This window comes from Sphaerisporangium aureirubrum, assembly GCF_042658925.1.
GTDB classification, from domain to species: Bacteria; Actinomycetota; Actinomycetes; order Streptosporangiales; family Streptosporangiaceae; genus Sphaerisporangium; species Sphaerisporangium aureirubrum.
Window position 1 is genome coordinate 125,166 of sequence record NZ_JBHSRF010000004.1, and the last position, 23,367, is coordinate 148,532.

General features: G+C 69.5%; 20 protein-coding genes. 9 read left to right on the top strand and 11 right to left on the bottom strand.

The features are described from left to right. Positions 1-84: 84 nt before the first annotated feature. The 3 genes from ACFP1K_RS04490 to ACFP1K_RS04500 form a co-directional block, all read right to left on the bottom strand. Complete coding sequence (locus ACFP1K_RS04490) at positions 85-3,273, bottom strand: KGGVGR-motif variant AAA ATPase (protein WP_380747175.1); 3,189 nt, start codon at positions 3,271-3,273, stop codon at positions 85-87. A 3-nt stretch (positions 3,274-3,276) separates the two neighbouring features. After that, a complete protein-coding gene (locus tag ACFP1K_RS04495; RefSeq protein ID WP_380747176.1) occupies positions 3,277-4,479 on the bottom strand; it encodes a TIR-like protein FxsC in 1,203 nt (400 codons plus the stop codon). Between the two features lie 132 nt (positions 4,480-4,611). After that, entirely contained in the window at positions 4,612-5,457 is an 846-nt protein-coding gene (locus ACFP1K_RS04500) for a glycosyltransferase family 2 protein (protein WP_380747177.1), read from the bottom strand. Between the two features lie 124 nt (positions 5,458-5,581). On the opposite strand from ACFP1K_RS04500, the gene ACFP1K_RS04505 reads away from it, so the two are divergent. From ACFP1K_RS04505 to ACFP1K_RS04515, 3 genes are all read left to right on the top strand, one after another. After that, positions 5,582-6,370, top strand: coding sequence for a CPBP family intramembrane glutamic endopeptidase (locus tag ACFP1K_RS04505; RefSeq protein WP_380747178.1), 789 nt, complete (start codon positions 5,582-5,584; stop codon positions 6,368-6,370). A gap of 91 nt (positions 6,371-6,461) precedes the next feature. Next, positions 6,462-7,274, top strand: coding sequence for an alpha/beta fold hydrolase (locus tag ACFP1K_RS04510; protein ID WP_380747179.1), 813 nt, complete (start codon positions 6,462-6,464; stop codon positions 7,272-7,274). Between the two features lie 121 nt (positions 7,275-7,395). Continuing rightward, positions 7,396-8,112 carry an HNH endonuclease family protein gene (locus ACFP1K_RS04515; RefSeq protein WP_380747180.1) on the top strand — a complete coding sequence of 239 codons (717 nt, stop codon included), beginning with the start codon at positions 7,396-7,398 and terminating at the stop codon, positions 8,110-8,112. 22 nt (positions 8,113-8,134) lie between these two features. Here the strand turns inward: ACFP1K_RS04515 and ACFP1K_RS04520 are convergent, their stop codons facing one another. Next, positions 8,135-9,079: an NBR1-Ig-like domain-containing protein gene (locus tag ACFP1K_RS04520; protein WP_380747181.1), complete on the bottom strand. Its 945-nt coding sequence runs from the start codon at positions 9,077-9,079 to the stop codon at positions 8,135-8,137. A 146-nt stretch (positions 9,080-9,225) separates the two neighbouring features. On the opposite strand from ACFP1K_RS04520, the gene ACFP1K_RS04525 reads away from it, so the two are divergent. Continuing rightward, entirely contained in the window at positions 9,226-9,744 is a 519-nt protein-coding gene (locus tag ACFP1K_RS04525; protein WP_380747182.1) for a DUF2690 domain-containing protein, read from the top strand. A gap of 65 nt (positions 9,745-9,809) precedes the next feature. On the opposite strand, the gene ACFP1K_RS04530 is transcribed toward ACFP1K_RS04525, so the two are convergent. The 3 genes from ACFP1K_RS04530 to ACFP1K_RS04540 form a co-directional block, all read right to left on the bottom strand. Then, entirely contained in the window at positions 9,810-10,712 is a 903-nt protein-coding gene (locus ACFP1K_RS04530; protein WP_380747183.1) for a DUF4429 domain-containing protein, read from the bottom strand. Between the two features lie 57 nt (positions 10,713-10,769). Then, positions 10,770-11,126, bottom strand: a complete 357-nt coding sequence (locus ACFP1K_RS04535) for a hypothetical protein (RefSeq protein ID WP_380747184.1) — start codon at positions 11,124-11,126, stop codon at positions 10,770-10,772. 217 nt (positions 11,127-11,343) lie between these two features. Then, entirely contained in the window at positions 11,344-12,390 is a 1,047-nt protein-coding gene (locus tag ACFP1K_RS04540; RefSeq protein ID WP_380747185.1) for a LacI family DNA-binding transcriptional regulator, read from the bottom strand. Between the two features lie 564 nt (positions 12,391-12,954). Between ACFP1K_RS04540 and ACFP1K_RS04545 the strand changes: the two genes are divergently transcribed. The 5 genes from ACFP1K_RS04545 to ACFP1K_RS04565 are packed head-to-tail and all read left to right on the top strand — an operon-like array spanning position 12,955 to position 18,465. Beyond that, positions 12,955-14,712, top strand: a complete 1,758-nt coding sequence (locus tag ACFP1K_RS04545) for an ABC transporter substrate-binding protein (RefSeq protein WP_380747186.1) — start codon at positions 12,955-12,957, stop codon at positions 14,710-14,712. A 57-nt stretch (positions 14,713-14,769) separates the two neighbouring features. Beyond that, positions 14,770-15,765, top strand: a complete 996-nt coding sequence (locus tag ACFP1K_RS04550; RefSeq protein ID WP_380747187.1) for an ABC transporter permease — start codon at positions 14,770-14,772, stop codon at positions 15,763-15,765. After that, entirely contained in the window at positions 15,762-16,646 is an 885-nt protein-coding gene (locus ACFP1K_RS04555; protein WP_380747188.1) for an ABC transporter permease, read from the top strand. The genes ACFP1K_RS04550 and ACFP1K_RS04555 overlap by 4 nt, the downstream gene beginning before the upstream one ends. Beyond that, the gene (locus tag ACFP1K_RS04560) at positions 16,643-17,587 is read left to right on the top strand and encodes an ABC transporter ATP-binding protein (protein ID WP_380747189.1); all 945 of its coding nucleotides are present in this window, start codon (positions 16,643-16,645) and stop codon (positions 17,585-17,587) included. The genes ACFP1K_RS04555 and ACFP1K_RS04560 overlap by 4 nt, the downstream gene beginning before the upstream one ends. Then, positions 17,587-18,465: an ATP-binding cassette domain-containing protein gene (locus ACFP1K_RS04565; protein WP_380747307.1), complete on the top strand. Its 879-nt coding sequence runs from the start codon at positions 17,587-17,589 to the stop codon at positions 18,463-18,465. Before ACFP1K_RS04560 ends, ACFP1K_RS04565 begins: the two co-directional genes overlap by 1 nt. 54 nt (positions 18,466-18,519) lie before the next feature. Here the strand turns inward: ACFP1K_RS04565 and ACFP1K_RS04570 are convergent, their stop codons facing one another. Genes ACFP1K_RS04570 through ACFP1K_RS04585 form a run of 4 tightly spaced genes read right to left on the bottom strand, consistent with a single transcriptional unit; the run spans position 18,520 to position 23,234 of the window. Beyond that, entirely contained in the window at positions 18,520-19,299 is a 780-nt protein-coding gene (locus ACFP1K_RS04570; RefSeq protein ID WP_380747190.1) for a hypothetical protein, read from the bottom strand. Beyond that, on the bottom strand, positions 19,286-20,128 hold the full coding sequence (locus tag ACFP1K_RS04575; RefSeq protein ID WP_380747191.1) for a hypothetical protein: 843 nt from the start codon (positions 20,126-20,128) through the stop codon (positions 19,286-19,288). The genes ACFP1K_RS04570 and ACFP1K_RS04575 overlap by 14 nt, the downstream gene beginning before the upstream one ends. Then, a complete protein-coding gene (locus ACFP1K_RS04580; RefSeq protein WP_380747192.1) occupies positions 20,125-22,377 on the bottom strand; it encodes a hypothetical protein in 2,253 nt (750 codons plus the stop codon). The genes ACFP1K_RS04575 and ACFP1K_RS04580 overlap by 4 nt, the downstream gene beginning before the upstream one ends. 53 nt (positions 22,378-22,430) lie before the next feature. Then, the gene (locus tag ACFP1K_RS04585; RefSeq protein ID WP_380747193.1) at positions 22,431-23,234 is read right to left on the bottom strand and encodes a hypothetical protein; all 804 of its coding nucleotides are present in this window, start codon (positions 23,232-23,234) and stop codon (positions 22,431-22,433) included. Positions 23,235-23,367: the final 133 nt, after the last annotated feature.

Below are 23,367 nucleotides of genomic sequence, written 5' to 3' on the forward strand. Positions count from 1 at the left end.
AGCCCCGTTTCACGGGGTGGCGGAAGCCATTACGGGCCGTCCGGCCTCGACGGCCATCGGTAGATGCGGGCTGGTCTCCGGCTCTCAGCGGCCCGGGCGGGGGCCGTCGTACTTCCCGGCGAGCCAATCCTGGAGGTGCGCGTGACGGAACTGGTACACCGGGCCGTTCTGCCGCAGAACGCCGCGCCGATGGGCGTCGGCGAGGAATCGCATGAGGCGCCACGGCAGGTGACCGCGGAGGGCGAGCCAGAATCTGCTCAGACCCAGCCATCCCCAGGCACTCCTCACCAGGAAGAGGAGAGCGATCGGGAAACCGCCGAGAAGCGCGGAGGGGTACGTCCCGTCCTGCCATATCAACGTTGAGAAGGGCAGGGCCAGGACACCGGGGGCCAGTACGATCATGATGACGATCAACGTGCTGGTCCGGTCACGGCGCAGTGCGTTCAGCGGGCTGTACGCAGGTCTCCACCTGGTGGCCCATCGGCCGATGCCCAACCTCTCCCGTGGTCCTGACGGCGGGCGCGCCGTCATGGCCAGGACGCCTGTGAACAGGCCCACCGCCGCGACGGCCTGCCATAGGGGAACGGTTGGAAACAGCGTCGCCCAGGATGACAGAGCCCCGACAACCCAGGTCGTCAGTGCCGTCGGCACGCCGGCGACCAAGCCGGGGCCGATGCGCTTGACCAGCGGCGGGAGAGCTTCGTGCAACCGCCACCATGCCAGTTCACGGCTGCTCTCCATGGTCATGAAGAAGGCGAGGAAGGACAGCCACGCCGTGGCCTTCGCCGGGTCGTAGTTCGTCCCCTCGCCGGCTGGAGAGGTGGGGTAGCGGGCGTAGGCGACAGGAATGAACTGCGCCAGCAGATGGGATTCGATGGCTGCCTGATCCGGGAACCTGCCTCGGTCGAGCAGTTTCGCGGGCTCTGTCCCGGGAGACGTGTAGGCGGCCCGCGTCAGCATGACCATGAGCGGTGTCGAGAGCGCACGGGCCAGCGGCTGCTCCGGGTCCTCGATGAGATGAACGGAAAGGTCGCTCCACCGGGTGTCCGTGGGAAGGCTCACGTCGCGGAGATGGCCGAACGTGTCCGCGAGCGCGAGGGGCAGCATCTCGATCACCACGGCTTTGGCCAGCGCCCGGCCCGTCCCGCGCACGGTCGCCTCGTACTCCGACGAGCGGGAGATCACCACGAGAGGGCGGCCGGTGGTACTCCTGTCCAGCGCGAGCAGCGCGAGGTCCCGTTGGTCGAACGGGATCTCGTCCAGGCCGTCCAGCACCGGAAGGATGTCCCCGGAGGCCACCAAGCGCCCCGCCGCCTCGGGGCCGAGCCGCGCGAGCGTCGGATAGTCCTCGCGCAGCCGGCGCGCCAGCCAGGTGTCGAAGCTCTCGACGCCCGGATCCCACGTGCTCAAGGACAGCAACACAGGCACGGGGTCGGTGCTCGTCCCCGCGCGCTGGAGCAGATCGAGGACCAGAATGATCGCGCTCGAGGTCTTGCCCGTGCCCGGCTCTCCCAGCACCACCAGCCGCCGCCAGGGCAGCGACAGGAACATGTCGGCGATACTGCTCATGTCGCCACGAAGCCGCGGTTCTCCGTGCCACGAGGTCTCCGGGTACGCCGTCACCCCGGCCGCGGAGACAGGACGCGCGGTGCTGGCCCAGGTCAACGGTAAGAGGTCCGGGGCGTACAGTTCGCGCACCAAGGACTCCGCCCTCCACTGGAGGGCGACCGTCTCAGCGAGGGCTTCCTTGGCCTCCAGCAGCCGCGGATCGTCCGGCCTGTGTGACGGCCCGACGCGCGGTTGCGCCACTCGCCCGGCCTTCGGGGCGTAGCGACCGGCCAGCGTCCGGAGCAGGGGCTCCACGCCGGTCGGAGTCAGTTCCTCCAGCCGCACCTCCTCCTCCGGGCCTGTTTCGAGGAAGCCGGGCAGGTCGGCGGCCGAGTCGTCGGGAAGCACCAGGGGGACGAAACGACGTCGCGTCAGGTCGTGACGGTACGCGTCGCGGAGCAGGCGTGGTGCCTGCCCGTCCTCGCCTTCCTCGGCCTGGCGCCGGTACGTGGGCGACGCCACGACGACGACGAGATCCGCGGCCCGTAGTTCGGCGGCGAGCCAGTCGCTCCAGTCGGCTCGCCGCTGTCCCGGCGCGAGGTCCAGGCGGGCGTCGAGGCCGGTCTGCCGCAGGACGTACCACAGCTCGCGGACCCGCTCGAAGTGGTCGGCGGAGTCGTAGGCGAACGAGACGAAGACCCGCGGGCTCTCCTCGCCGAACCCGATACCGCCGCGGACCAGGGGGGCCGGGCCGCCCTCTCTGGCGTAGCGGGCCAGCAGGGTGCGTCGTTCCGCCTCCGTGGGTGGGGCGGCCAGGCCGGTCACGCGGCCGTCGGTGAGGTACGCGACGATTCGCTCCGACGCGGCCAGGATGGTGTTCTCCTGCAGCGGCCTGTCGCCGATCGTCGCCAGGACCTCCTCGTAGGCGTAGAAGCTCTTGTACGGGACCTCCACCTCGCCCCAGTAGCGCTCCGGGTCGGGCAGGTGCGACAGGTAGCGGCCGAATCGTTTGCGGGCGTAGTCGCGGCCGGCGTCCAGCTTGCTCTGCTCGCCGTCCTCGACGCGCATCGGCACGGGGAACAGGCGCAGCTGGTCGCCGCGCCGCTGGCGGTGGATCGACGCGGCGACCGCCGCCGCGCCGTCGATGGACTGGGTGCTGAACGTGAAGCAGTTGACGAGGATGTCGGGCAGCTGGACGGTGCAGATGCCGGCCGTGTCGCTCAGCCCGGTACGGCTGTCGATGAGGACGTAGTCGTACCTGTCGCGCACGTCCCGCTTCAGCGCCTCGAGGAACTGGCCGCCGCCGAGGCGGTCGTAGAAGTTGCCCCAGTCGAAGGTGCTGACCAGCGCGGCGTAGGACGCGTCCTGCCTGCCCGCGGGGACCAGGTCGACGGTGCCGGCGCCGGGGAAAGGATGCTCGACGGAAACGGTGTACGGCGCGACGCGGGCCAGCTTCTCGTACCAGTCGGGCCCGGCCGGGCCCTCAGGGTCGACGGCCGCGGTCGCGAACTCCCACATCAGGTCGATCACACCGGACGAGGTGCGCAGGTCCCGGTCGGGGAGGAACGGGTGGAAGAAGCGGTGCAGTCCGGGAGCCTCCAGGTCCCAGTCCATGGCGAGGACCCGCAGGCCGTTGCTCGCGAGGATCCAGGCCGCGTTCGCCAGGCTCATGGAGCGGCCGGTGCCGCCCTTGTAGGAGTAGAAGGTGATGATCGGCGCGGGCATCGGTCAGCCCCCGGGTCCGGTCAGGATCGGGCGTGCCATGGGAGTCCCCGCGACCCGCCGGGCGACCGTGTCCCATCTGACGATGCGGGCGCGGATCTCGACCAGCACCTGCACGAGGATCTTCTCGAAGTCCTCCATGGACCGGATGTCGCCGCTGAAGCCCGGCCTGCCGGCCTCCGCCCAGTTGGCCAGGGCCAGGTACAGCGCGTCCAGGGTCGTCGTGTCCGGCGCCTCGGCCCCGTCCCACGGCACCACGACGGCGAGATTGTTGTTGCGCAGGCCGTTCAGCCGGTCGAGGAGGCGCCGGTACTCCTCAAGGCCGGCCGCCCACGGGTCGACGATCAGGACGACGAGTTCTTTGCTGGTGAGCGCGCGGGTGAGCAGCTCGAACAGGCGCTCGCCGGCGGGCTGGAGGCTGGAGAACATTCGTTGCGCGGTCGCCACGCTCTGCGCGCGCAGGGCGATCGGATCGGGGCAGACGGGGTAGTAGGGCCGCCACTCGTCCCATTCGTCGCCGTAGACGTCGAGGGTCGTGCGCAGGACGCGCATCTGCGTCCGGCTGCCGGCCGCCACCACGAACGTCACCCGCTTGGGCCCGCTCACCTGCCCGGCGCCGCCCGCCGGCGCGTCCTCGTCGTCGCGGACGAACGCGTCCGGCTGGGTCTCCAGGTCGACCACGCTCCCCGGCGCCGGTGGGCCGGCGCCGGCGGTCATGAGCATCGTGGTGAACCTCACGAGGAAGTCCTGGTACCGGCTGGCGTTCTCCCTCAGCTGCATGAGGTAGCGCAGGCCGTACTCGCGATATCCCTCCCCGAACTGATCGCGGGTGTCCTGCACGACCCGTACCCTCGGCGGCAGGCTCAGCGGCGGGACCCACCAGACCGGGACGATTCCCGTCACCGCCTGTCCGGTCGTGCGCCGGTGCCGATCGACCCGGGCCGCGAAGGTGTGCCATTCCTGGCCGCAGGCACGGCTGGAGAAGTAGGCGGGTGAGTAGGCCGGCACGAAGACCTTCGCCTCGGCGAGCGCCTTGCCGAGGCCCGTCGTCCACGTCGTCCCGGCGGCCTCGTGGATGTCGAGGTACCCGGCGTCCTCGATCGCGATTCCGGCCCTGGTGGCGAGTTCACGCCGCAGGTCTTCGTAGAACCGGCGTAAGTAGTCGTCCAGGGCGTCCGCCCGTGCGTAGCTGAAGAAGAAGTACGCCACAGACCTCACCGACCGTGCCCGCGCCCTGACACGGCGAACCCTATCCGACCGGGGTATCCGTGACGAGCGACACGGCCGATCCCGTCACCGTCATGAAATGCGGTGAAACAGCGGTCGCTGTCGCGGTTTTCTTCAGGCGGTCGAACGCTGGGAGACGCGGTCGATCAGGAGAGGCTGGCGCGGCTGGGGGATGGGGGTGACCGGTGCCGGGGGTGTGGGGATAGGGCGGGTGCGCTCGCGGACGAGGGTCTTGAGGATGCGCCAGCCGTCGCGCACGGCGTTCAGGTTGCTGGTGCCGTGGATGCGGCTGCGCTCGTGGCTCGGGATCTCGTGGACGGTGAGGCCGGCCTGGGCGGCGCGGACGTTCATCAGGGTCTCGATCTCGAAGCCGTCGCAGTCCAGGGCCAGGGACTGGAGGTGGCGGGACCAGAAGGCGTTGTAGCCGTAGCACAGGTCGGTGTAGCGGGTGCCGTAGAGGTGGTTGGTGAGGGCGGTCAGCGCGATGTTGCCCAGGGAGCGGGTCAGGCTGATGTCGTCGGACCCGGCGCCGGAGGCGTAGCGGGAGCCCTTGGCGAAGTCGGCGCCGGCCACCAAGGCGGAGACGAAGCGGATGATCTCGCGGCCGTCGGTCGAGCCGTCGGCGTCGATCATCACGATGATGTCGCCGGTGGCGGCGGCGAAGCCCTCGATGAGGGCGTTCCCCTTGCCCTTGCCGGACTGGGTGACGACGCGCAGCCCGGGGCGCAGGGCCCGCGCGACCGCCACGGTGTCGTCGGTGGAGCGGCCGTCGACCAGCACCACCTCGTCGATCCACGCGGGCAGGGTGGCGAACACGTGCGGCAGGTTCTCTGCCTCGTTCATCGCCGGGACCACCACGCTGACCGTGACCCCGAGTGCCATGGTGTCGGTGACCGGCTTGTAGCCGGTGCGGCGGGGGTGTTCGGTTCGCGACGTCGTGACGATCCCCTGCGTTGTCATGGGCCAAGGGTGCCGCAAGCCGCCTGCAAGTCACTTGACGTCGCCTTGCACACCTTGATCGCCGGTTGTCCACAGATGGGGGCGCGCGGCCACGGCTCCCAGGTCCCGCGGCTAATCTGCGGTCATGCGAGACTCTCCGCCGCACGCCGCCGAGGACGCGCGGGCCTTCACGCCGCGCCTCATCGGCACCGAGATCATCGTCGTCTTCGCGGTGTCGCTCGGTGCCAGCGCGCTGCGTTCCCTGGTGTCCCTGATCGGGTCGCTGACGGCGTCCCGCGAGCTGAACGCCCAGCGCGCGGTGCTGGTCGGCACCATGGCGCCCGGCCGCCCGTGGCTGGACCTCGCCTACCAGCTCACGGGCATTGTCATCTCCCTCGCCCCGGTCGCGCTGGTCGGCTACCTGCTGGCCCGGTCCGGCGAGTCGCTGCGCACCATCGGGGCCGACCGCCGCGAGCCGGGGCGCGACCTGCTGCGCGGCGCGGTCCTCGCGGCCGTGGTCGGCGGCACCGGCCTGGTCTTCTACCTCTTCGCGTACCAAGCCGGCGTCAACCTCGACGTCGTGCCGGACCGCCTGCCCGACACCTGGTGGCGCGTCCCCGTGCTGATCCTCTCGGCCGCCGAGAACGGCGTGCTCGAAGAGGTCGTCGTCGCCGGGTACCTCCTGCACCGCCTCGGCCGCCTCGGCTGGAAGCCGTGGCACGCCGTCGCGTTGTCGGCGGTGCTGCGCGCGTCCTACCACCTTTACCAAGGGTTCGGCGGCTTCATCGGCAACCTCGCGATGGGCCTGCTGTTCGGCCGCCTCTACCAGCGCTGGGGCCGGGCGATGCCGCTGATCGTGGCGCACACCCTGATCGACGTGGTGGCCTTCGTGGGCTACGGGCTGTTGCGGGGGAAGGTGAGCTGGTTGCCGTAGCCCTCAAGACCGGGGTGTCAATTTAGGTTGACGTGATCATGAGTGTCAACCTATATTGACGCCTATGACCGGTTCTTACGAAGGGGGACCCATGAAGACGTCGACACTTCCCGTGCCCGGGGCGCGCCTCTACTACGAGGCGCACGGCTCCGGCCCGGTGCTGCTGCTCATCGCCGGCGGCAACGGCGACGCCGCCGGGTTCACCGGCATGGCGCGCCTGCTCGCCGGCCGGTACACGGTGGTCGCCTACGACCCCCGGGGCAACTCCCGCAGCGAGCTCACCGAGCCCCCCGGCACGCAGCGGATCGAGACCCACGCCGACGACGCGCACCTGCTGCTCAAGGAGGTCGCCGGCGAGCCCGCGTACGTCTTCGGCAGCAGTTCCGGCGCGCTCGTCGGCCTCGACCTGATCACCCGCCACCCCGGGCAGGTACGCGCCCTGGTGGCCCACGAGCCCCCCGCCGTCACCGTGCTCCCCGACCGCGACCACTGGCTCGCCTTCCTGGACGGCGTGCGCGACACGTACATGTCGCGGGGCGTGGACGCCGCGGTGGCGGAGTTCTCCGGCGCCCTCGGCCAGCGTCCCGTCATGGAGCCCCAGGGTGAGCTCCCGCCCGGCGTCCGCGAGATCGTCGCCCGGATCCGCCGCAACTTCGACTTCTTCTTCGCCCACGAGGTCACCTCGTTCCCCCGCTACGAACCCGACCTCCCCGCCCTGCGCACCGCCCCCGTCGTACTGGGCGGCGGCCTGGAGTCCCGCGACCAGATGCCCTACCAGGCCACCGCCGAACTGGCCACCCGCCTCGGCACCGAGGTGCTCGACTTCCCCGGCGACCACGTCGGCTACATCCCCCACGCCGCCGCCTTCGCCGAACGCCTCCACGAGGTGCTCACCCGGAACTGACCCTAGGCTTGACCTGCGTGAACATGTCGTGGGTGTCGATTCCGCGGTTTATGGGGATTACTCAGGCGGGCCATCGGCGTGAGGACTTCGGGAGGCGGCGCTGGGCGCGCGGGAGATCTTCGTGGTGTTCGCGGGAGCCGCCGTCCTCGTCTCCATCGCGGCGCACGGCACGCGCTCCGAGCCTCCCCGGCATCCGACCCAAAGCCTTCGCCAGGCGATGCCGCTGGACAACCCGGACGGGACGAAGCGGGGCTTATCTCCCATCACCTCGCGCGGCGACCGGGCCGCCGCGCGCAAGCTCATCAGGAAGCTCCGGGTGGGCACCTCGGGATCGCTGACCGGCTACACCCGCACCAAGTTCGGCGCCAAGTGGGCCGACGACGCCCGGGGCATCCCGTACGCCCGCAACGGCTGCCGCACCCGGGACGACCTGCTGGCCAGGGACGGCCAGAAGGTCCGTTTCCGCCGCGGCTCCGACTGCGTGGTCGTCGCCCTGCGCCTCACCGACCCGTACACCGGCCGCACCATCACCTGGCGCCGCGAGGACGCCGACCGCGTCCAGGTCGACCACGTCGTCCCCCTGGCCTACGAATGGCGCATGGGCGCCCGCAACTGGCCCATGGCCAAACGCATGCGCATCGCCAACGACCCCCTCAACCTGCTCCCGGTCTCCCGCTCCGTCAACGTCGCCAAGGGCGGCTCCGGCCCCGCCTCCTGGCTCCCCCCGTCCCACCGCGTCCGCTGCGCCTACGCCGCCCGCTTCGCCCAGGTAGCCGTGAAGTACGCCCTCCCGGTGACCGCCGCCGACAAACGCGTCATGCTCCGCCAGTGCCGCTAGTGCCGCAGAGTGAGGCGCGGCCTCACGGCTCGCCGGCCACATTCACCACGAGATACAGCCCGGCCAGGTCGGGAAAATAATGACGCCCGGCCGCGTCGGTCATCTTCCAGTCCACCCGGCACGACCCCGGCGTCTTGGGAGCGGTAATGGGCACGCTGATCTTTATTCGCGCACCGGGCTGGGTGAGAGGAATAGGCGTCCTGGCCGGGGAGACGCACAAATCCGATCCTTCTGCGGCGCCCTGACGCGTGAGGAATCGATTCCGCCATACGATCACCCCGGAATTCCGGATCTCCCATGTCTTCACGAACCGCTGCCCGGCCCGGACCCGTGATCCATCGGGAACGGTCACATCGGCGACGAAAGTCGAGTCGTCGCCGGGAACGAGCGGACCGTGAGTGGACTGCGGCCGGGGCGCCGCCGACGTGGAAAGGCCGGAAAACGCCGGCGGGCCCGCGGCGCCCGTGTCCGGCCATATCTTCACGGCCACGACGAGGCCGGAGACCACCAGGACTCCGGCCGCCGCCGCGACGGTGAGACGGCGTCGGCGGCTCGGCGGACGGCCGTCCGGCGCCGACCTCGGAAGACGCGGCGACGTGCTCTCCGGCGCCTCGCGGGCCGCGGGGGCGCCGGCCGGCCGGTCCGCCGCGGCCTGCTCCCACCGCTGCCTGGCCTTCTGCGCCAGGAGCGCTGCGGCGCGGGCGTCGTCGCGGGTGGACGCGGTGACGAGCGCCTCGACGAAGGCCCATTCCGGCAGCGTGTCCCCGGCCAGGTTCTTTGAAATGGTGTCCCTGCTGTAGGAGATACGTTTTTCGGCTTCCCTCAATGTCAGCCCCGATTCGTCGCATCGTTCGCGCAACCACGTGGCGAGGGCGCGGAGCCCGGGATCGTCGCCTTTCAGTGGCGCCCACGGGCGTCCTCTTTTGGAGCGTTGCCGATCGTTTGTCATGTCGTCCACCCCGTCCATGCCGGCATCCCGCTGAATTGTCAGGGATTCACCTGCGGAAACACATTGTCAGGGGCCATGACATTTCCCGCCACCCCACGATGGTGATCGCCTCGGCCGAAGGGCCCTGGCCACGGGAATTTCGTCCGACCAATAGGAGGGGCAACATGAGTCCGACAACGGCGGCAGACACCCAGAAAGTGGAATCTCACGGGCCGGTCCGGCGGCGTAGGTACGCGCGGGCATTGGGCTGGGCGGTCGCCATGTTCGCCGTCACCGGCGGCGTGACCCCGGTGATCTCCGCCGCCACGGCGGAACCCGCGTACGCGGCTCTCTGCTCGGGTTCGATGTGCACCGGGCTCGACCCGTACTCCGCGGGCTGCGCGTCCAACGCGGCGGCGGTCCGTACGGCCAACATCAGCAACGGCAACGGTACGGGCCGGGTCGAGCTCTGGTACTCCTACAGCTGCAACGCCAACTGGGCCGTCACCCGGTCGTACTCCGGATCCAAGAGCCTGTGGGCCGGGGTCTGGGGACGGGACTACGGGACCATGAGCGGCCAGTACGAGAACCTGTCCGGGTACAACTGGATCTACACGAACATGATCAACGGTTCCTGGGTGACCTGCGCCGGCGGCGACAACTCCGGGGGCAACGGACCTCAGGTCAACACCGCCTGTGTGTGACGGATGACGCGCGGCGGGATCCGGGTCCGGGAGGTCCGGGTTCCGCCCGTGTGTCTCCGAGAAGGTCAGAGGCGGCGCAGGAGGGCCTGTTTGGCGGTGGTGAACTCCTCTTCGGTGAGGAGGCCCTCGCGGTGGAGTTCGCCCAGTTCGCGCAGGCGGCGGAGCACGGCGTCCGGGTCGTCGCCGGCGGCGGGGGGTGCGTCGGAGGGAGGGGGGGAGGAGGGGAGGGCGGGGGTGCGGGGCCAGGGGGCGTCGGTGGGGGAGAGCGGGTGGGGGAGGCGGGCGGTCAGGGCGGTGACGAGGAGGGCCACGGTGCGGGTCTCCTTGTCCAGGCCCCAGAGGACCAGGCAGTGGGGGTCGTGTTTGGGGTGCTGGCGGGAATCGGGTGCGCCTTTCAGACGGAAGCGGACGAAGCCGTTCTCCAGGCCCACGGAGGGGGTCCAGTCGACGCCCGCCAGGTCGCGCAGGGCGAACTGCTGGGGGCCGGCGGAGCGCTTGCCGGATTCGGTGGCCCAGTTCCAGTTGAGGTTGACGCGGTCGCCGTCGAAGGTGGCCGAGCCGTCGCCGGCGGAGGCGGTGAGGGGGACGGCGGGGCCGGGCAGGAGGTAGGAGTCGCAGGGCGCGTCGGGGATCTGCTCGATGAGCAGGGAGTTGCGCACCTCGTCGGTGAAGTATTCGGCCACGCCGGCACGGTCGGCGTCGACGGTGAGCCGGTAGGGGTCGGCGGCGTCGGGCACGCGGCCCTGGGTGGCGGACACGAACGGGTCGGCCCCCTCACGCAGCCGCAACCGCAGCCTGCCCCCTTTGCGTCCAGGCTCGTACGCGATGCCGGCGATCGCGGCGAGTGGCACCGCGCGCTCGCCGATGAGCTGCCGGAGTTTGTGGACGTGGCGGTCCCGTGAGGGGATGACGCGCAGGGTCTCGCCGTCGAATGTCCACGTGCCGTCTCGTACCAGGACCTCCGCCATACCGGGATCCTATTGTCCGGATCAACGGGCCGAGCTCCGGACAACGCGACGAAAGGGTCAGTCCCTGGCGTTCCTGGCGCCGACCGGTTCCCGGCTGTGCTTGGGCTCGGCGGGGTTCTGCGGGGAGCGCACGGTCTCGGACCCCTGGATCATCTCTCGCCCGTCCACCGGTTCCGGTGCGCGGGTCTCGGCGGCGGGGGCCTCGGGGCGAGGTGCGGCACCCATCATCTGCCGGACGATGTCCTCGAGCTCCTCGGGGGTGTCCGCCTCGGCGAGCACGCCCCGGGCCGCGGCCTTGCCGCGGGGGGTCGCCCAGTAGCGGCGGGTGTGCTCGCCGTACCAGACCATCCAGCCGGGCAGCCGCGTCGCTAGCTCACGCGCAGCTGTCTTGCCGTCCTTGTCCTCGTTCGTCATCACGACCTCTTCCGTGGATCACCCGTCGCCGGCGAATATGGCCGTCGCCACCGCTGAAACACCCTCGCGAGCATGTCATCGGTGGTCAGCCGCCTTTCGACGGTTGATCGACCAGCTCGAACCAGGTCGCAACTTCCCTTGATCTCGCGGTAGAAACCCCCTCGCCGACTACGGTACGCGGAAATGCCTCACATATTCCGATAAAATCCAACATCATTTAGGAGAGCGCCGAGGTGGCCGGCGACAGCGACGCGGGGGGCGGCGCCGTGCTGCCCCGGGGCGTCAGCCGCGCCGCCGCGTCCTCGAATCCGCTCACGTCGTCGCCGCCGATCAGCGCGAGCAGCCGCCGCGCCGCGTGCGCGCCGTAGGCGGGGATGTCCCGGGTCAGCGCGGTCAGCGCGGGGCGCACCACCTGCGAGAGCGGCGAGTCGTCCCACGCCACGATGGACAGGTCGCCCGGGACGTCCAGCCGCATCTCCTGCGCCACCGACAGGCCCGCGACGGCCATGATGTCGTTGTCGTACACGATTGCGGTGGGCCGGCTGGGCGAGCTGACCAGCCGCCGGGTGGCCCGCGCCCCCTCCTCGCCGGTGTAGTCGGTGTGCACGACGGAGTACCCGGACAGGCCGAGCTGCTCGCACACCGCGGCGAAGGCACGGTCGCGCAGCACGGTGTGCACGAGCTGCGGCAGCCCGGCGACCCGGGCGATCCTGCGGTGACCGAGCGCGGTGAGGTACCGCACGGTCTCCTGGACGGCGATGGCGTCGTCCGACCACACCGGCACGAGGCCGCCGGACTCGGTGGGGTGCCCGATGACGACGGTGGGCATGCCGAGCGGCTGCAGCTCGGCCACCCGGGGGTCGTCGAAGTGGAGGTCGACCAGGATGGCGCCGTCGATGCGGCCCTCGCCCCACCAGCGGCGGTACGCCTCGATCTCCTGCTCGTGGTCGGTGACGACCTGAAGCATCAGGGCGTAGCACCGGGCCGACAGCTCGCCCTCGATGCCGCTGATCAGCTCCATGAAGAACGGTTCCATGCCGAGGATGCGGGCCGGGCGGCACACCACGAGGCCCACGGTGCGGGCCTGGGCGCCGTTGAGCGCGCGGGCGGCGCTGTTGGGCCGCCATCCGATCTCTTTGGCGATGGCCTTGATCGTGGCCCGCTTCGCCTCGGACACGCCGGGCCGGTCGTTCAGGGCGTAGGAGACGGCGACCTTGGAGACTCCGGCCCGGCGCGCGATGTCGGCGATCGTCGGTCGTTTCACGTCGGCCCCCAGGCTGAACCGGTTACGTTAACGCGTTCTGCCGCGCACCTTACTACGTACCCTGCGGTGACGCTTCCCGCATCGCGTCCCGTCGCGGCCCGCTTCTCGCCGTGAAGCCGGGCATTAAGTGGAAAACCCGGCACTTAACCCCGATAAGGTCGGTGCCGAACGACCGGATCTCCGCGTCCAAAACAGGGGTCGGATGGGGCCTCGCAGGGGCCGTGTGATGTCTCAAACGGGTCACGACTATTGACACACCAGACACACGAAATTTACGTTCACCGTACTTACCCGGTTCACCAAACGCTGCTTGAGCTGGCTCGACAGCACGGCCGGACCGGCTGTCCCGCGGTCCGGGATGAGGTGTGTGACGACAAGCGGGTCCGTGAACAGGGAAACGGCCGGCCGAGTGTGGGAGCGCTCCCAGAGCGCTCTCCCGCCCGGTCACCACGACCCTTTTCCGAACTCGGGCAGACCGGGAGGAAGCTCCCGTAACCCTCTCCATCGGAGCCTGAAGGTTGTTCGGAACCTCCGCGATCGGCTCGCGGAGGAAGGAGAAACACGATGCGAAACCGAGCGCGGTATCTGATCCCGCTCATAGTCGCCGGAGTGGTGGCCGCGGGGTGTTCCGGCGGCGGTTCCACGCCCCCCGCCTCCCAAGGCTCCAACGCGGCGAGCGCCCCGGCCGCACCGGCGAACCCCAACTCGCTGCCCCGCAACGAGACGCTCTACATGAGCGGCACCCAGTGGGGCCCGCCGGCGAACTTCAACCCCATCCGTGAATGGGACTCGGCCACGGGCACCAAGGGCCTGGCGTACGAGACGCTGTTCCACTTCGACCCCAACGCCGGCAAGCTCATCCCCTGGCTGGCCGAGAGCGGCACCTGGACCGACGACAAGACCTTCGAGGCCAAGCTCCGCTCCGGCATCAAGTGGTCGGACGGCAAGCCGCTCACCGCGGCCGACGTCAAGTTCACCTTCGAGCTCGGCAAGTTCGAGACCATCCCGTACCACAACATCTGGGACTTCCTCTCCAGCGTGGACGCGGTCGACCCCCAGACGGTGAAGTTCAACTTCTCCAAGGCCAACTACCAGCAGTGGGGCTTCAACCTCTACAGCCGGTCCATCGTGCCCGAGCACATCTGGAAGGGCCGGTCCGAGCAGGACGTGCTGGACGGCGTCAACGAGAACCCGGTCGCCACGGGCGCCTACAAGTACATGAGCCACGACCAGGACCGCGTGGTCTGGGTCAAGCGTGACGACTGGTGGGGCAAGACGGCCCTCAACATGGACCCCAAGCCCAAGTACATCGTCGACATCGTCAACTCCAGCAACGAGGTGGCGATGGGCCTTCTGCTGCAGAAGGGCCTGGACCTCAGCAACAACTTCCTGCCCGGCGCGGCCAACCTGGTCAAGGGCAACTTCGGCGTCTCGACGTTCTACCCCGAGCCTCCGTACATGCTGTCGGCCAACACGGCGTGGCTGGTCCCGAACACCACCAAGAAGCCGATGAACGATCCGGCGTTCCGCAAGGCGCTGGCGTTCTCCGTCGACACCAAGAAGATCGTCGAGGGCGTCTACGGCAACCTGGTCAAGGCCTCCAGCCCGACCGGCCTGCTGCCCCAGTGGGAGCAGTTCGTCGACCCGGCCATGGTGAGCCAGTACGGCTTCTCGTACGACCCCGCCAAGGCGAAGAAGCTGCTCGCCGACGCCGGCTACAAGGACGGCGACGGCGACGGGCTGGTGGAGAACAAGGACGGCTCCAAGATCAACCTCAGCCTGATCGTGCCCTCCGGCTGGACCGACTGGATGGAGTCCATCCGGGTCATCGCCGCGAGCGCCAAGGAGGTCGGGATCAACGTCACCCCCGACTTCCCCGACTTCAACGCCCTGGTCGAGCTGCGCGGCTCCGGGAAGTTCGACCTGCTGATCAACAACGAGCGTCAGCTGTCGAGCAGCCCGTGGACGTACTACGACTACGTCTTCCAGCTCCCGATCCAGAAGGTGCAGAACACGGTCAACTTCGGCCGGTACGAGAACAAGGAGGCCTGGGATCTGGTCCACCAGCTCGACCAGGTCAAGCTCGACGACGTCGAGGGCATGAAGGCGATCACCTCCAAGCTGCAGAAGGTCACCTTGGACGAGATGCCGATCATCCCGCTCTGGTACAACGGCCTGTGGTCCCAGGTCAGCAGCTCGGTGTGGAAGAACTGGCCCTCCTCGGCGGCGAACGCCCCGAAGACCGCGCCTGTCGCTTGGCGCAACTGGATGGAACTGGGCGGCTTCGAGACCATCGCCCAACTGCAGCCGGTGAACCCCTGACCGGATGACATCGCCCCCTCCCGCCTGGCGGGAGGGGGCTTTTCTGGAGAGAACCTCGTGCGCCAATATTTCGGCAGAAAGCTGCTCATCTACGGTTTGACGTTCTTCGTCGCCGTCACGGTGAACTGGATGATCCCGCGGTTCATGCCCGGTGATCCCGTCGCCAGCATGCTGGCCCGGGCCCGGGTTTCCCAGCCGGAGGCCCTGGAGGCCATGCGGGCCTACTACACCAACCTGTTCGGGCTCGACGAGCCCCTGTGGCGGCAATACCTCAACTTCTGGGCGGCACTGCTGCACGGCGACTTCGGGATCAGCGTGTGGGTGTTCCCGACGCCGGTCGCCACCGTCATCCTCGGCGCCGTGCCCTACACGCTCGCGCTGATGATCCCGGCGGTGCTGCTGAGCTGGGTGATCGGCAACCGCCTCGGCGCGTTCGCGGCGCGGCGCAAGGTCCTCGACAACACGGTGCTGCCGGTGGGCTACGTGCTGACCGCCACGCCGTACATGTGGCTGGCGGTGATCCTCGCCTGGGGCCTCGGCGTCGTGGCGGGCATCTTCCCGGTGGCTGGCGGATACGCCTTCTCACTGCGGCCCACGCTGTCGCTGGAGTTCATCGGGAGCCTCCTGCTGCACTGGGCCCTGCCCTTCGCGTCGCTGTTCCTGGTGGCGCTCGGCGGCTGGGCGATCGGCATGCGCAACATGATCATCTATGAGCTGGAGTCCGACTACTCCAACTACCTGGCGGCCCTCGGCGCGCCCCAGCGCCTCATCCGCAAGTACGCGTTCCGCAACGCCGTACTCCCGCAGATCACCGGCCTCGCCCTCCAGCTCGGCGTGCTGGTCGCGGGCGCGCTGGTCACCGAGATCGTCTTCTCCTATCCCGGCCTCGGCAGCCTGATCCTCAAGGCGATCCAGAACCAGGACTTCTTCCTGCTCCAGGGCACGTTCCTGTTCATCGTCCTCGGCGTGCTGATCGCCAACTTCATCATCGACATCGTCTACGTCGTCGTCGACCCGCGCACCCGCGCCGGCATGACGGGAGCCGCCGCATGACCGTCATGGACACCGCGCTGCCGCAGACCCCCGCGACGGTGCGGCGCGAGGCCCTGTACTTCGCGTTCCGCAACGTCAAGCTGCTCATCGGCCTGACCATAGTCCTGGTGCTGCTCGGCATCGGCGTCCTCGGCCCCATCCTGGTCAGCGGGACGCCGAACGCGTACTCCGGCCTGCCGATGCAGCCGCCGTCGGGCGAGTACTGGATGGGCACCAACACCTTCGGCCAGGACATCTGGGTCCAGTTCGTCTACGGCCTGCGCACCACGTTCGAGGTGGGCCTGCTCGGCGGCGGGATCGCGGCGGTCATCGGGATGGTCATCGGCTTCCTCGCGGGCTACCGCGGCGGCTGGGTCGACGAGATCCTCAACATGATCACCAACGTGGTCCTGGTGCTGCCCACCCTCGCCGTGCTGCTGATCATCAACGCCTACCTCGGCATCCGCAGCGTCGGCGTGCAGGCCCTGTTCATCGGCCTGACCAGCTGGCCCTGGGCGGCCAGGGCCATCCGGGCGCAGACCTTCTCGCTGCGCACCCGGGAGTTCGTCGACCTCGCCAGGCTGAGCGGCGTGCGCACCCCGAAGATCATCCTGCGGGAGATCGCGCCGAACATGAGCTCCTACCTGTTCATGACGTTCATCCTGCTGTTCGGCGGGTCGATCCTCATCGCTTCCTCGCTCGACTTCATCGGACTCGGGCCCACCGAGGGCGTGTCCCTCGGCCTGATGCTGCAGAACGCCCACCAGTGGAGCGCCCTGCACCTAGGCCTGTGGTGGTGGTTCGTGCCCCCCGGCGCGGGGATCACCGCGATCGTCGGGGCGCTGTACGTCGCCAACGTCGGCCTCGACGAGGTCTTCAACCCGAAGCTGAGGGAGACATGAGCCTCACGGTCAACGACCTCAAGGTCTACTACCGGACCTTGAAGGGCGATGTGAAGGCGCTGGACGGCGTCACCTTCTCCGTCAAGGACGACGAGATCCTCGGCCTCGCCGGGGAGTCCGGGTGCGGCAAGACCACGCTCGGCAAGAGCCTGATCCGGATGGACGGCCGGATGAAGCACGTCGGCGGCACCGTCGAGCTGGACGGCGAGACGCTGCCCATCGCCGACGACGCCCGGATGAACGCCTACCGCTTCCACCGCGTCTCGCTCATCCCGCAGTACTCCATGAGCGCCATGAACCCGACCCGCAAGATCGGGAAGATGGTCGGCGAGCTGGTCAGGTCCCGGGGCACCAAGCTCGACCGGGACGAGCTGCTCACCCGCCTCGCGCAGGTGGAGCTGTCGCCGGAGGTGCTGGACCGGTACCCGATCGAGCTGTCCGGCGGCATGAAGCAGCGCATGGTGATGGTCATCTCGACCCTGCTCAACCCGTCCCTGCTCATCGCCGACGAGATCACCTCCGCGCTGGACGTGTCCACGCAGAAGGCGGTCGCCGGGGCCCTCGTCGGGTTCCGCAAGGCCGGCTTCGTGAAGAGCATGATCTTCATCACGCACGACATCTCGCTGACGTACCAGATCGCCGACACGATCATGGTGATGTACGCCGGCCGGATGGCCGAGAAGGCGCCGGCGCGGGCGATCGTCAACGCGCCCAAGCACCCGTACACCCAGCTGCTGATCAACTCACTGCCCGAGGTGGGCGTCCGGTACGCCGACAAGAAGCTGACCGGCATCCCCGGCAGCCCGCCCTCGCTGCTCGCCCCGCCCTCCGGCTGCCGGTTCCGGGACCGCTGCCCCCTCGCGTTCGCCAAGTGCGCCGAGGAGGAACCCCCGGTGGTGGAGATCGAACCCGACCACTTCGTCGCCTGCTGGAAGGCATGATGCTCGTACTCGATGACGTCACGAAGGTCTACAAGGTGGGCGCCTTCGGTGGCAAGACGCTGACGGCCGTCGGCGGGGTCAGCTTCGACGTGGCCCCCGGCGAGGTCGTGTCCCTGATCGGCGAGAGCGGCAGCGGCAAGAGCACGATCGGCCGCATGATCCTCGGCCTCACCTCGATCACCTCGGGCACGATCTCCTTCGACGGCACCCCCGTGAAGCCCGGCAAGGCCTACTACCGGCACGTCCAGGGCGTGTTCCAGGACCCGTTCAGCTCCTACAACCCGGTCTTCAAGGCGGACCGCGTCTTCGCCATGATCAAGGAGCAGTACTACCCGGCCGAGAAAGGCTGGGACCAGCGAGTCGAGGAGGCACTGACCTCCGTACGCCTCAACCCCGGCCAGGTGATCAACAAATACCCCCACCAGCTGAGCGGCGGCCAGCTCCAGCGCCTCCTGATCGCCCGCGCCCTCCTCCTGGACATCAAACTCCTGGTGGCCGACGAGATCACCAGCATGCTCGACGCCTCCACCCGGATAGACGTCCTCAACCTCCTCGCCGACCTGAAAAGCCGCGGCCTGGGTGTCCTCTACATCACCCACGACCTCTCCCTCGGCAACTACCTGGCCGAACGCACGGTGGTCCTCCGCCGAGGCGCCATCGTGGAAACGGGCCTCACAGAAAAGGTCTTCGGCGACCCCCTCCACCCCTACACCCGCCAACTCATCTCCGCCGTCCCCCGCCTCCACTCCTCCTGGGAAGAGGCCCCCCCGGTAGACAAATGCCTCTACCACGCCAACGCCGCCACCGGCCCTCTCTACGAGGCCGAAGAGGGCCACCTGGTGGCCTGCGCCCACCTGCCTTCCTGCCCGAGCGCCTGACCAGCTCCCGTGCGCCCTGTTCCGGTCTGATGCGGCCGGAACAGGCGCGACGGGTCAGATGGTCCTCCCGGTCCGTTCCTTCAGGCCGAACGACGCGGCGACGGGGTTCCACCGGATGACGAACCGCGCCTTGGCCGTCTCCGCGTCCCCGGAGAACCGCAGCCCCCGCCGGTAGTCCGGGTCCTGTTCCACCGGGCCGCCGCAGCCGCGGTTCACGTACCGGCGCCCCCAGGCGAGAAAGGCGGCGTCCGCCTGGTAGGAGGCGTTCAGCGCCTTGGTCAGCGCCGATCTCACCGCGCTCCCGCCGTCGAGGGCGTCCACCTCTAGAGTCTGCGCGGAGGTCAGTTGCTCGCGCCGCGCGTCCGTGATCGACCCGATGACGGAGAGCCCGGCGGTCCGGCACGCCCGCACGTCCGCGATGGCGTCCACCAGGCCGGAACGCGCGGCCCTGCTGCCGGCCAGCAGCTGGTCCACCGCCTCCGCCTGCTCGCGGGCGCGGTCCAACGTGGGCTCCGGGGCGGGTGGCGCGACGGGGGACGCGACGGCGAGTGCCGGCGACACGATCGGGGCGGCCTCCGCCTCCGGACGCGAAGTCTCACGCCCGGCCGTCGCCAGGGCTCCAGCGGCGGCCACCACCGCGAGCACGGCCGCCACGGCCGCCCCCGGGCGCAGGCGCCGGGGCATGCGGGGGAAGTGACGGGCGATGAGGACGCTCCCGCACCCGGGGCACCGCTCACGGCCGCCCGAGTCGATCGCGCACCGGCCGCACAGCCAGCCGGGCTCCAGCGCCCCGGTGACGACCGCTTCGGCGGGGCCCGCCTCAGTCAGAGCCACGGACGGTTCCGGAAGGGGAGAACAGGGAGTCGGGCGGCGGGTCGGGCATCGGGATGCCCATCATCGTGAGCGTGTTGCGCAGCACGGTCTCGCTGCTCACCACGAAGTCGTACACGTTCGTGGACTGGTGTGCGCTCATGATCTGTGAGACCAGCGCGATCAGGTCCGACGCCTCGTTCCTGCGGTAGTCGAGCATCTCCGTGACCGTCCCCGCGACATCCTCGTGCGACTCGGCGAGCCGGACCGCGTAGGGGGTGATCCAGTCGTCCATGCCCTCGGACAGGAACGAGCGCCACGCCTCGCGTGACTCACGCATCCGTCCGACGGCCAGGACGGCCCTGCGATGCATCTCCTCCTGGGCCACCCGGCTCAACCACAGCTTCTGCTGCTGCTGGACGATCGGCCAGGCCGGGGTGACGCGGGACGTCGCGGTGCACGCGAACTGCACCTTCTCGTCCTCCTCGAAGAGACGCATGCCCTTGATCAGTTCGTTGATCTCCTTCTCCGCGAGGTGCGGTTCGTGCGGGGCGCGCAGCCTCGCCACGGGCCGCACGGCGTCCTCCAGCCGTTGGCGGAACGCCTCCCGCCGCTCGCCGACGGCCTCACGCAGCGCTCTCCGCGCACCTGCTCCCTTCACCTGCCAGGACAGCCGGATGGACACGTGGAACGGGAAGCCGTCGTGGAGCGCCGGCGTCCAGAACTCGAAAGGCTGGTCGTCCACCTCTTCGGTGATCGGCTTGCGGACGCGGCGTAACAGTGAGGAGAGCCAGGTGCCGAACCTGGCCCATGGGCTCGGGCGTGCCCGCGCCGGAGCGACCGTGGTGTTCATTCACCCCTCCTGGTCGTGAGAACGGAAAGCAATGTCGAGACCGTCCCGGGGGAGACCGGGTCACCCCGCCACCACTGAAGGTGGAAGCACAGGGCCCTGCCCACCGGCTCGCTCAGCTCCTCGACGAGCCCGCCGACCGGGCCGAGGGAGGCGGCGGGCTCGCGGTCGGCGTGCTCGACCCAGAGGCGCAGGACGTCCCACGCGAGCCTGCTGACACCCTCCGAGCAGGTCAGCGCGTTGCGCCACAGCTGCCCGATCTGGTGCCGCCGATCTGCCTCGGCGTCCGCGAACATGGCGAGCAGCGCCGGCCGGTCGCCTTCCGGATGCTCCGGGACCATGGCGATCAGCATCAGGGCGAGGGCGGCGGTGACCTCGTGCTCCTGACCGCCGCCCGGCAGCCACCGGTCCATCTCGTCGACGACCTCGTCCCGCAGCCCGGAGCGGAACAGTTCTTCCAGCACACGCGCGGCCTCGAAGTGCAACCGCGAGCGGCTCGCCGTGACGACGCGCACGGCCCGCAACGCGTCGCGGGGGAACATGCCGCCGAGTGTCGTGCTGTAGGCCCGCACCGCCGCGGAGTGCTGACGCACCGTCCCCGACGGCCCCGTCCACGTGCGCAGCAGGGCCCCCACCTTCGTGGCCACCGCCCGGTTGCCCGCCGCCGTGTCCAGGGCCCACGCGGCCAGCCAGTGCGACCGGACGGACGCGGACTCGACCCAGGCGCGGACGAACTCCCGCTCGATCTCCGCGAAGTCGTACATGGCGAGCTTGCCGACGGCCTGCGCGGCGGCCATCCGCACCTCCTCCGCTTCCTCCGGGTCCTCGGTGAGCCGGTGAAGCCAGGAGGTCAACGGCCCGTGCAGCGTCGGGTGGTTGTGCCAGGCGACCTCCAGCACGGCCGCGCCGAGCGTGGCCCTGCGCAGCCGGATCGGCCGCCTGGCCGGGTCGTCACCCGTGTTGTCGTCCGCCTCGGCGTACCCCAGCCAGTCGCCGAGCGTCTCGTCGAACGCGGACCACTGCGAGTCACGCTCCGGCGGGGTGGTCTTGGCGGCGTCGACCAGCTCGGCCAGACGCAGCGCCGCGGAGGTGACCGTGACCATCGGCTGCCCGCTCAGCACCGAGACGGCGAGCAGGAAGCATCGTTCGTACTTCCTGCCCTTGCCCTCCTCGGAGAGCAGGGACTTGGCCTCCTGTCTCACCCGCTGCGGGCGCTCGGCCAGCACCTCGGTGTACTCGCGGCCCTCGGCGAGACACGCCGCGATGTCGCCGGCCAGCCGGCCCGCCTCCCGCGGGCGCCCGAGCTCTCCGAGTTCCTCGCGGACCACCGAGTCGGCGGCGATCACGCGCGCCCGCCCCGCCGAGTCGGCCACACCCAGCTCGTGCAGCCAGTAGCACAGGCAACGCTCGAAGACGTCCAGGACCGGAGGTGCCCGGTGGGAGACCACGAGCGTCTGGCTGTTCTCCGCGCCCACCCGCGTCGCGGCGTCCGTCACGACCACGAACGCGCAATTGGCCTGCGTGGCGAGATGCGCCAGATGCCGCAGACCCGCCGCGCACCCCGTGCGGATCCACTCGGCCGCCGTCGCGTCGACGAGGTAGCCGGTCCTGTCCCGCAAAGCGGCGACGCGCAGCCGGTGTGGCGCCGTGCCGGGCGGGAACGTCGCCGGCCGGGGGTCGATCGCTCCGCGCGCCCCCGCGTGCGCGAGACCGGCCACGGCCGCCGTCCACCGCCCCGTGCCGGGGGAGCCGCGCAGCAGGCACACCCTGCCGGCCGCCACATGCGCCGTGAGCCGGCGGTAGCCGTCGGTCTCCACGACGTGCGCCGGGGCCAGTTGCCGCAGGTGATGCTCGGTGAGCGGCGTCGCCTCCGGGTACTCCCGGCCGTCGTAGTGGTTGTAGTGCACGTCCCGGCCGGCCTGGTACAGGCGTCCGTGGCCGGACACGTTGAAGTGGCCGCCGAGCAGGGCATCGTCCACATCGGACAGCAGACGGCGACGGTTCTCCTCGCGGCGGGCCCGTTCCCTGCGTTCGTGGGCGATGTGCTCCTCGGGCCGGAGTGACTCCGGGCCGTCGTCCTCCTGGTTCAGCTCCTCCCGTTTCTGGCGGGCGCCGAGCTCACCGGCGGGACGTTTCGCGCGTTCCTCGGGTTTCCTGCGCCTCCTCCTGGGGCCCGCCGGCGGGTCGTCGCCTCCGTCGTCCTTCTCCCGGTCGTCGTCCTTCGGCCGGTCGTTCCCGGGGACGTCTCTCATGCCCTCCGGTCGTGGTGGAACGTTCCCGGTGTCGTCGTCAGGCGCGGCGGCCATCAGTCGTCCGTGGTGTTCTCGAAAATGTACATGTCACCACGTTCGCTTATCTTGATCGACGGCCGGCCGCCGGAGATGTTGAAGTTCGACCCGTACACCCGCGTCACGTGATCGCGATTGTCCACGGGCCCGGAATCGTGCGCGGTCTCGCCACCGCGGATATCCGGCTGATCATCCGTGGGCCCTTTCTCGCCGCGCGCCGGAGAGCCACCGGAGAAATGATCTCCGGCGACATGGAGATACGCGACATCGCGGAACCCTTTCGCGGTGTCCTCCACGTCCACCGCGCGGAAGGTACGCCGCCGCAACCCGTGGGCGTCCGCCTCCACGATCTCGTACGCGGGCGCGGACAGCAGCAGCGCGAGGTCGGCGCCGGATGCCGCGGCCAGCGCGGCCTTCAGTACCCGGGAGTTGAGCAGGCGGCTGAGCACGATGAGGGCCGGGCCGGCGAATCCGAGGGCGCTTTCCTGGAGCAGGCCCAGATGGATCGCCATCCGTGCCCTGAGCTGCGTACCCGTCCCGTGAATCCTGTTGTGCTCGGCGAGCTTGTCGTCGATGTCACGGACGAACAGGCCGATCACGGCCGACAGGTCGGACTCCGGGGGCAGCACGGCCAGCTCGCCGTCCCCACCGGCTTGCCGGACCCACACGTCACGGTCCAGTCCCGCCGTCTGGGCGCTGTGCCGGAGTATCTCGTCGAGCGACCGCTGCGCGACGTCCTGCTGGTGAAGGGTGCGGCCGAGACTGTACTTCTCGATATCAATGCCGAGTACGCAGCGATGGATCAGGGCTTTCGTCGCCATTGTGGCCCCGTCTCTACCGGATATGTCCGCATTAATGGGGCCGCATACGGTAGCAGAAACTATTGTGGTCCGGCAAACAGGGTGAATATCCGATGCTCAATCGATCCTATAAATCCCGTTAAATATATTTAAT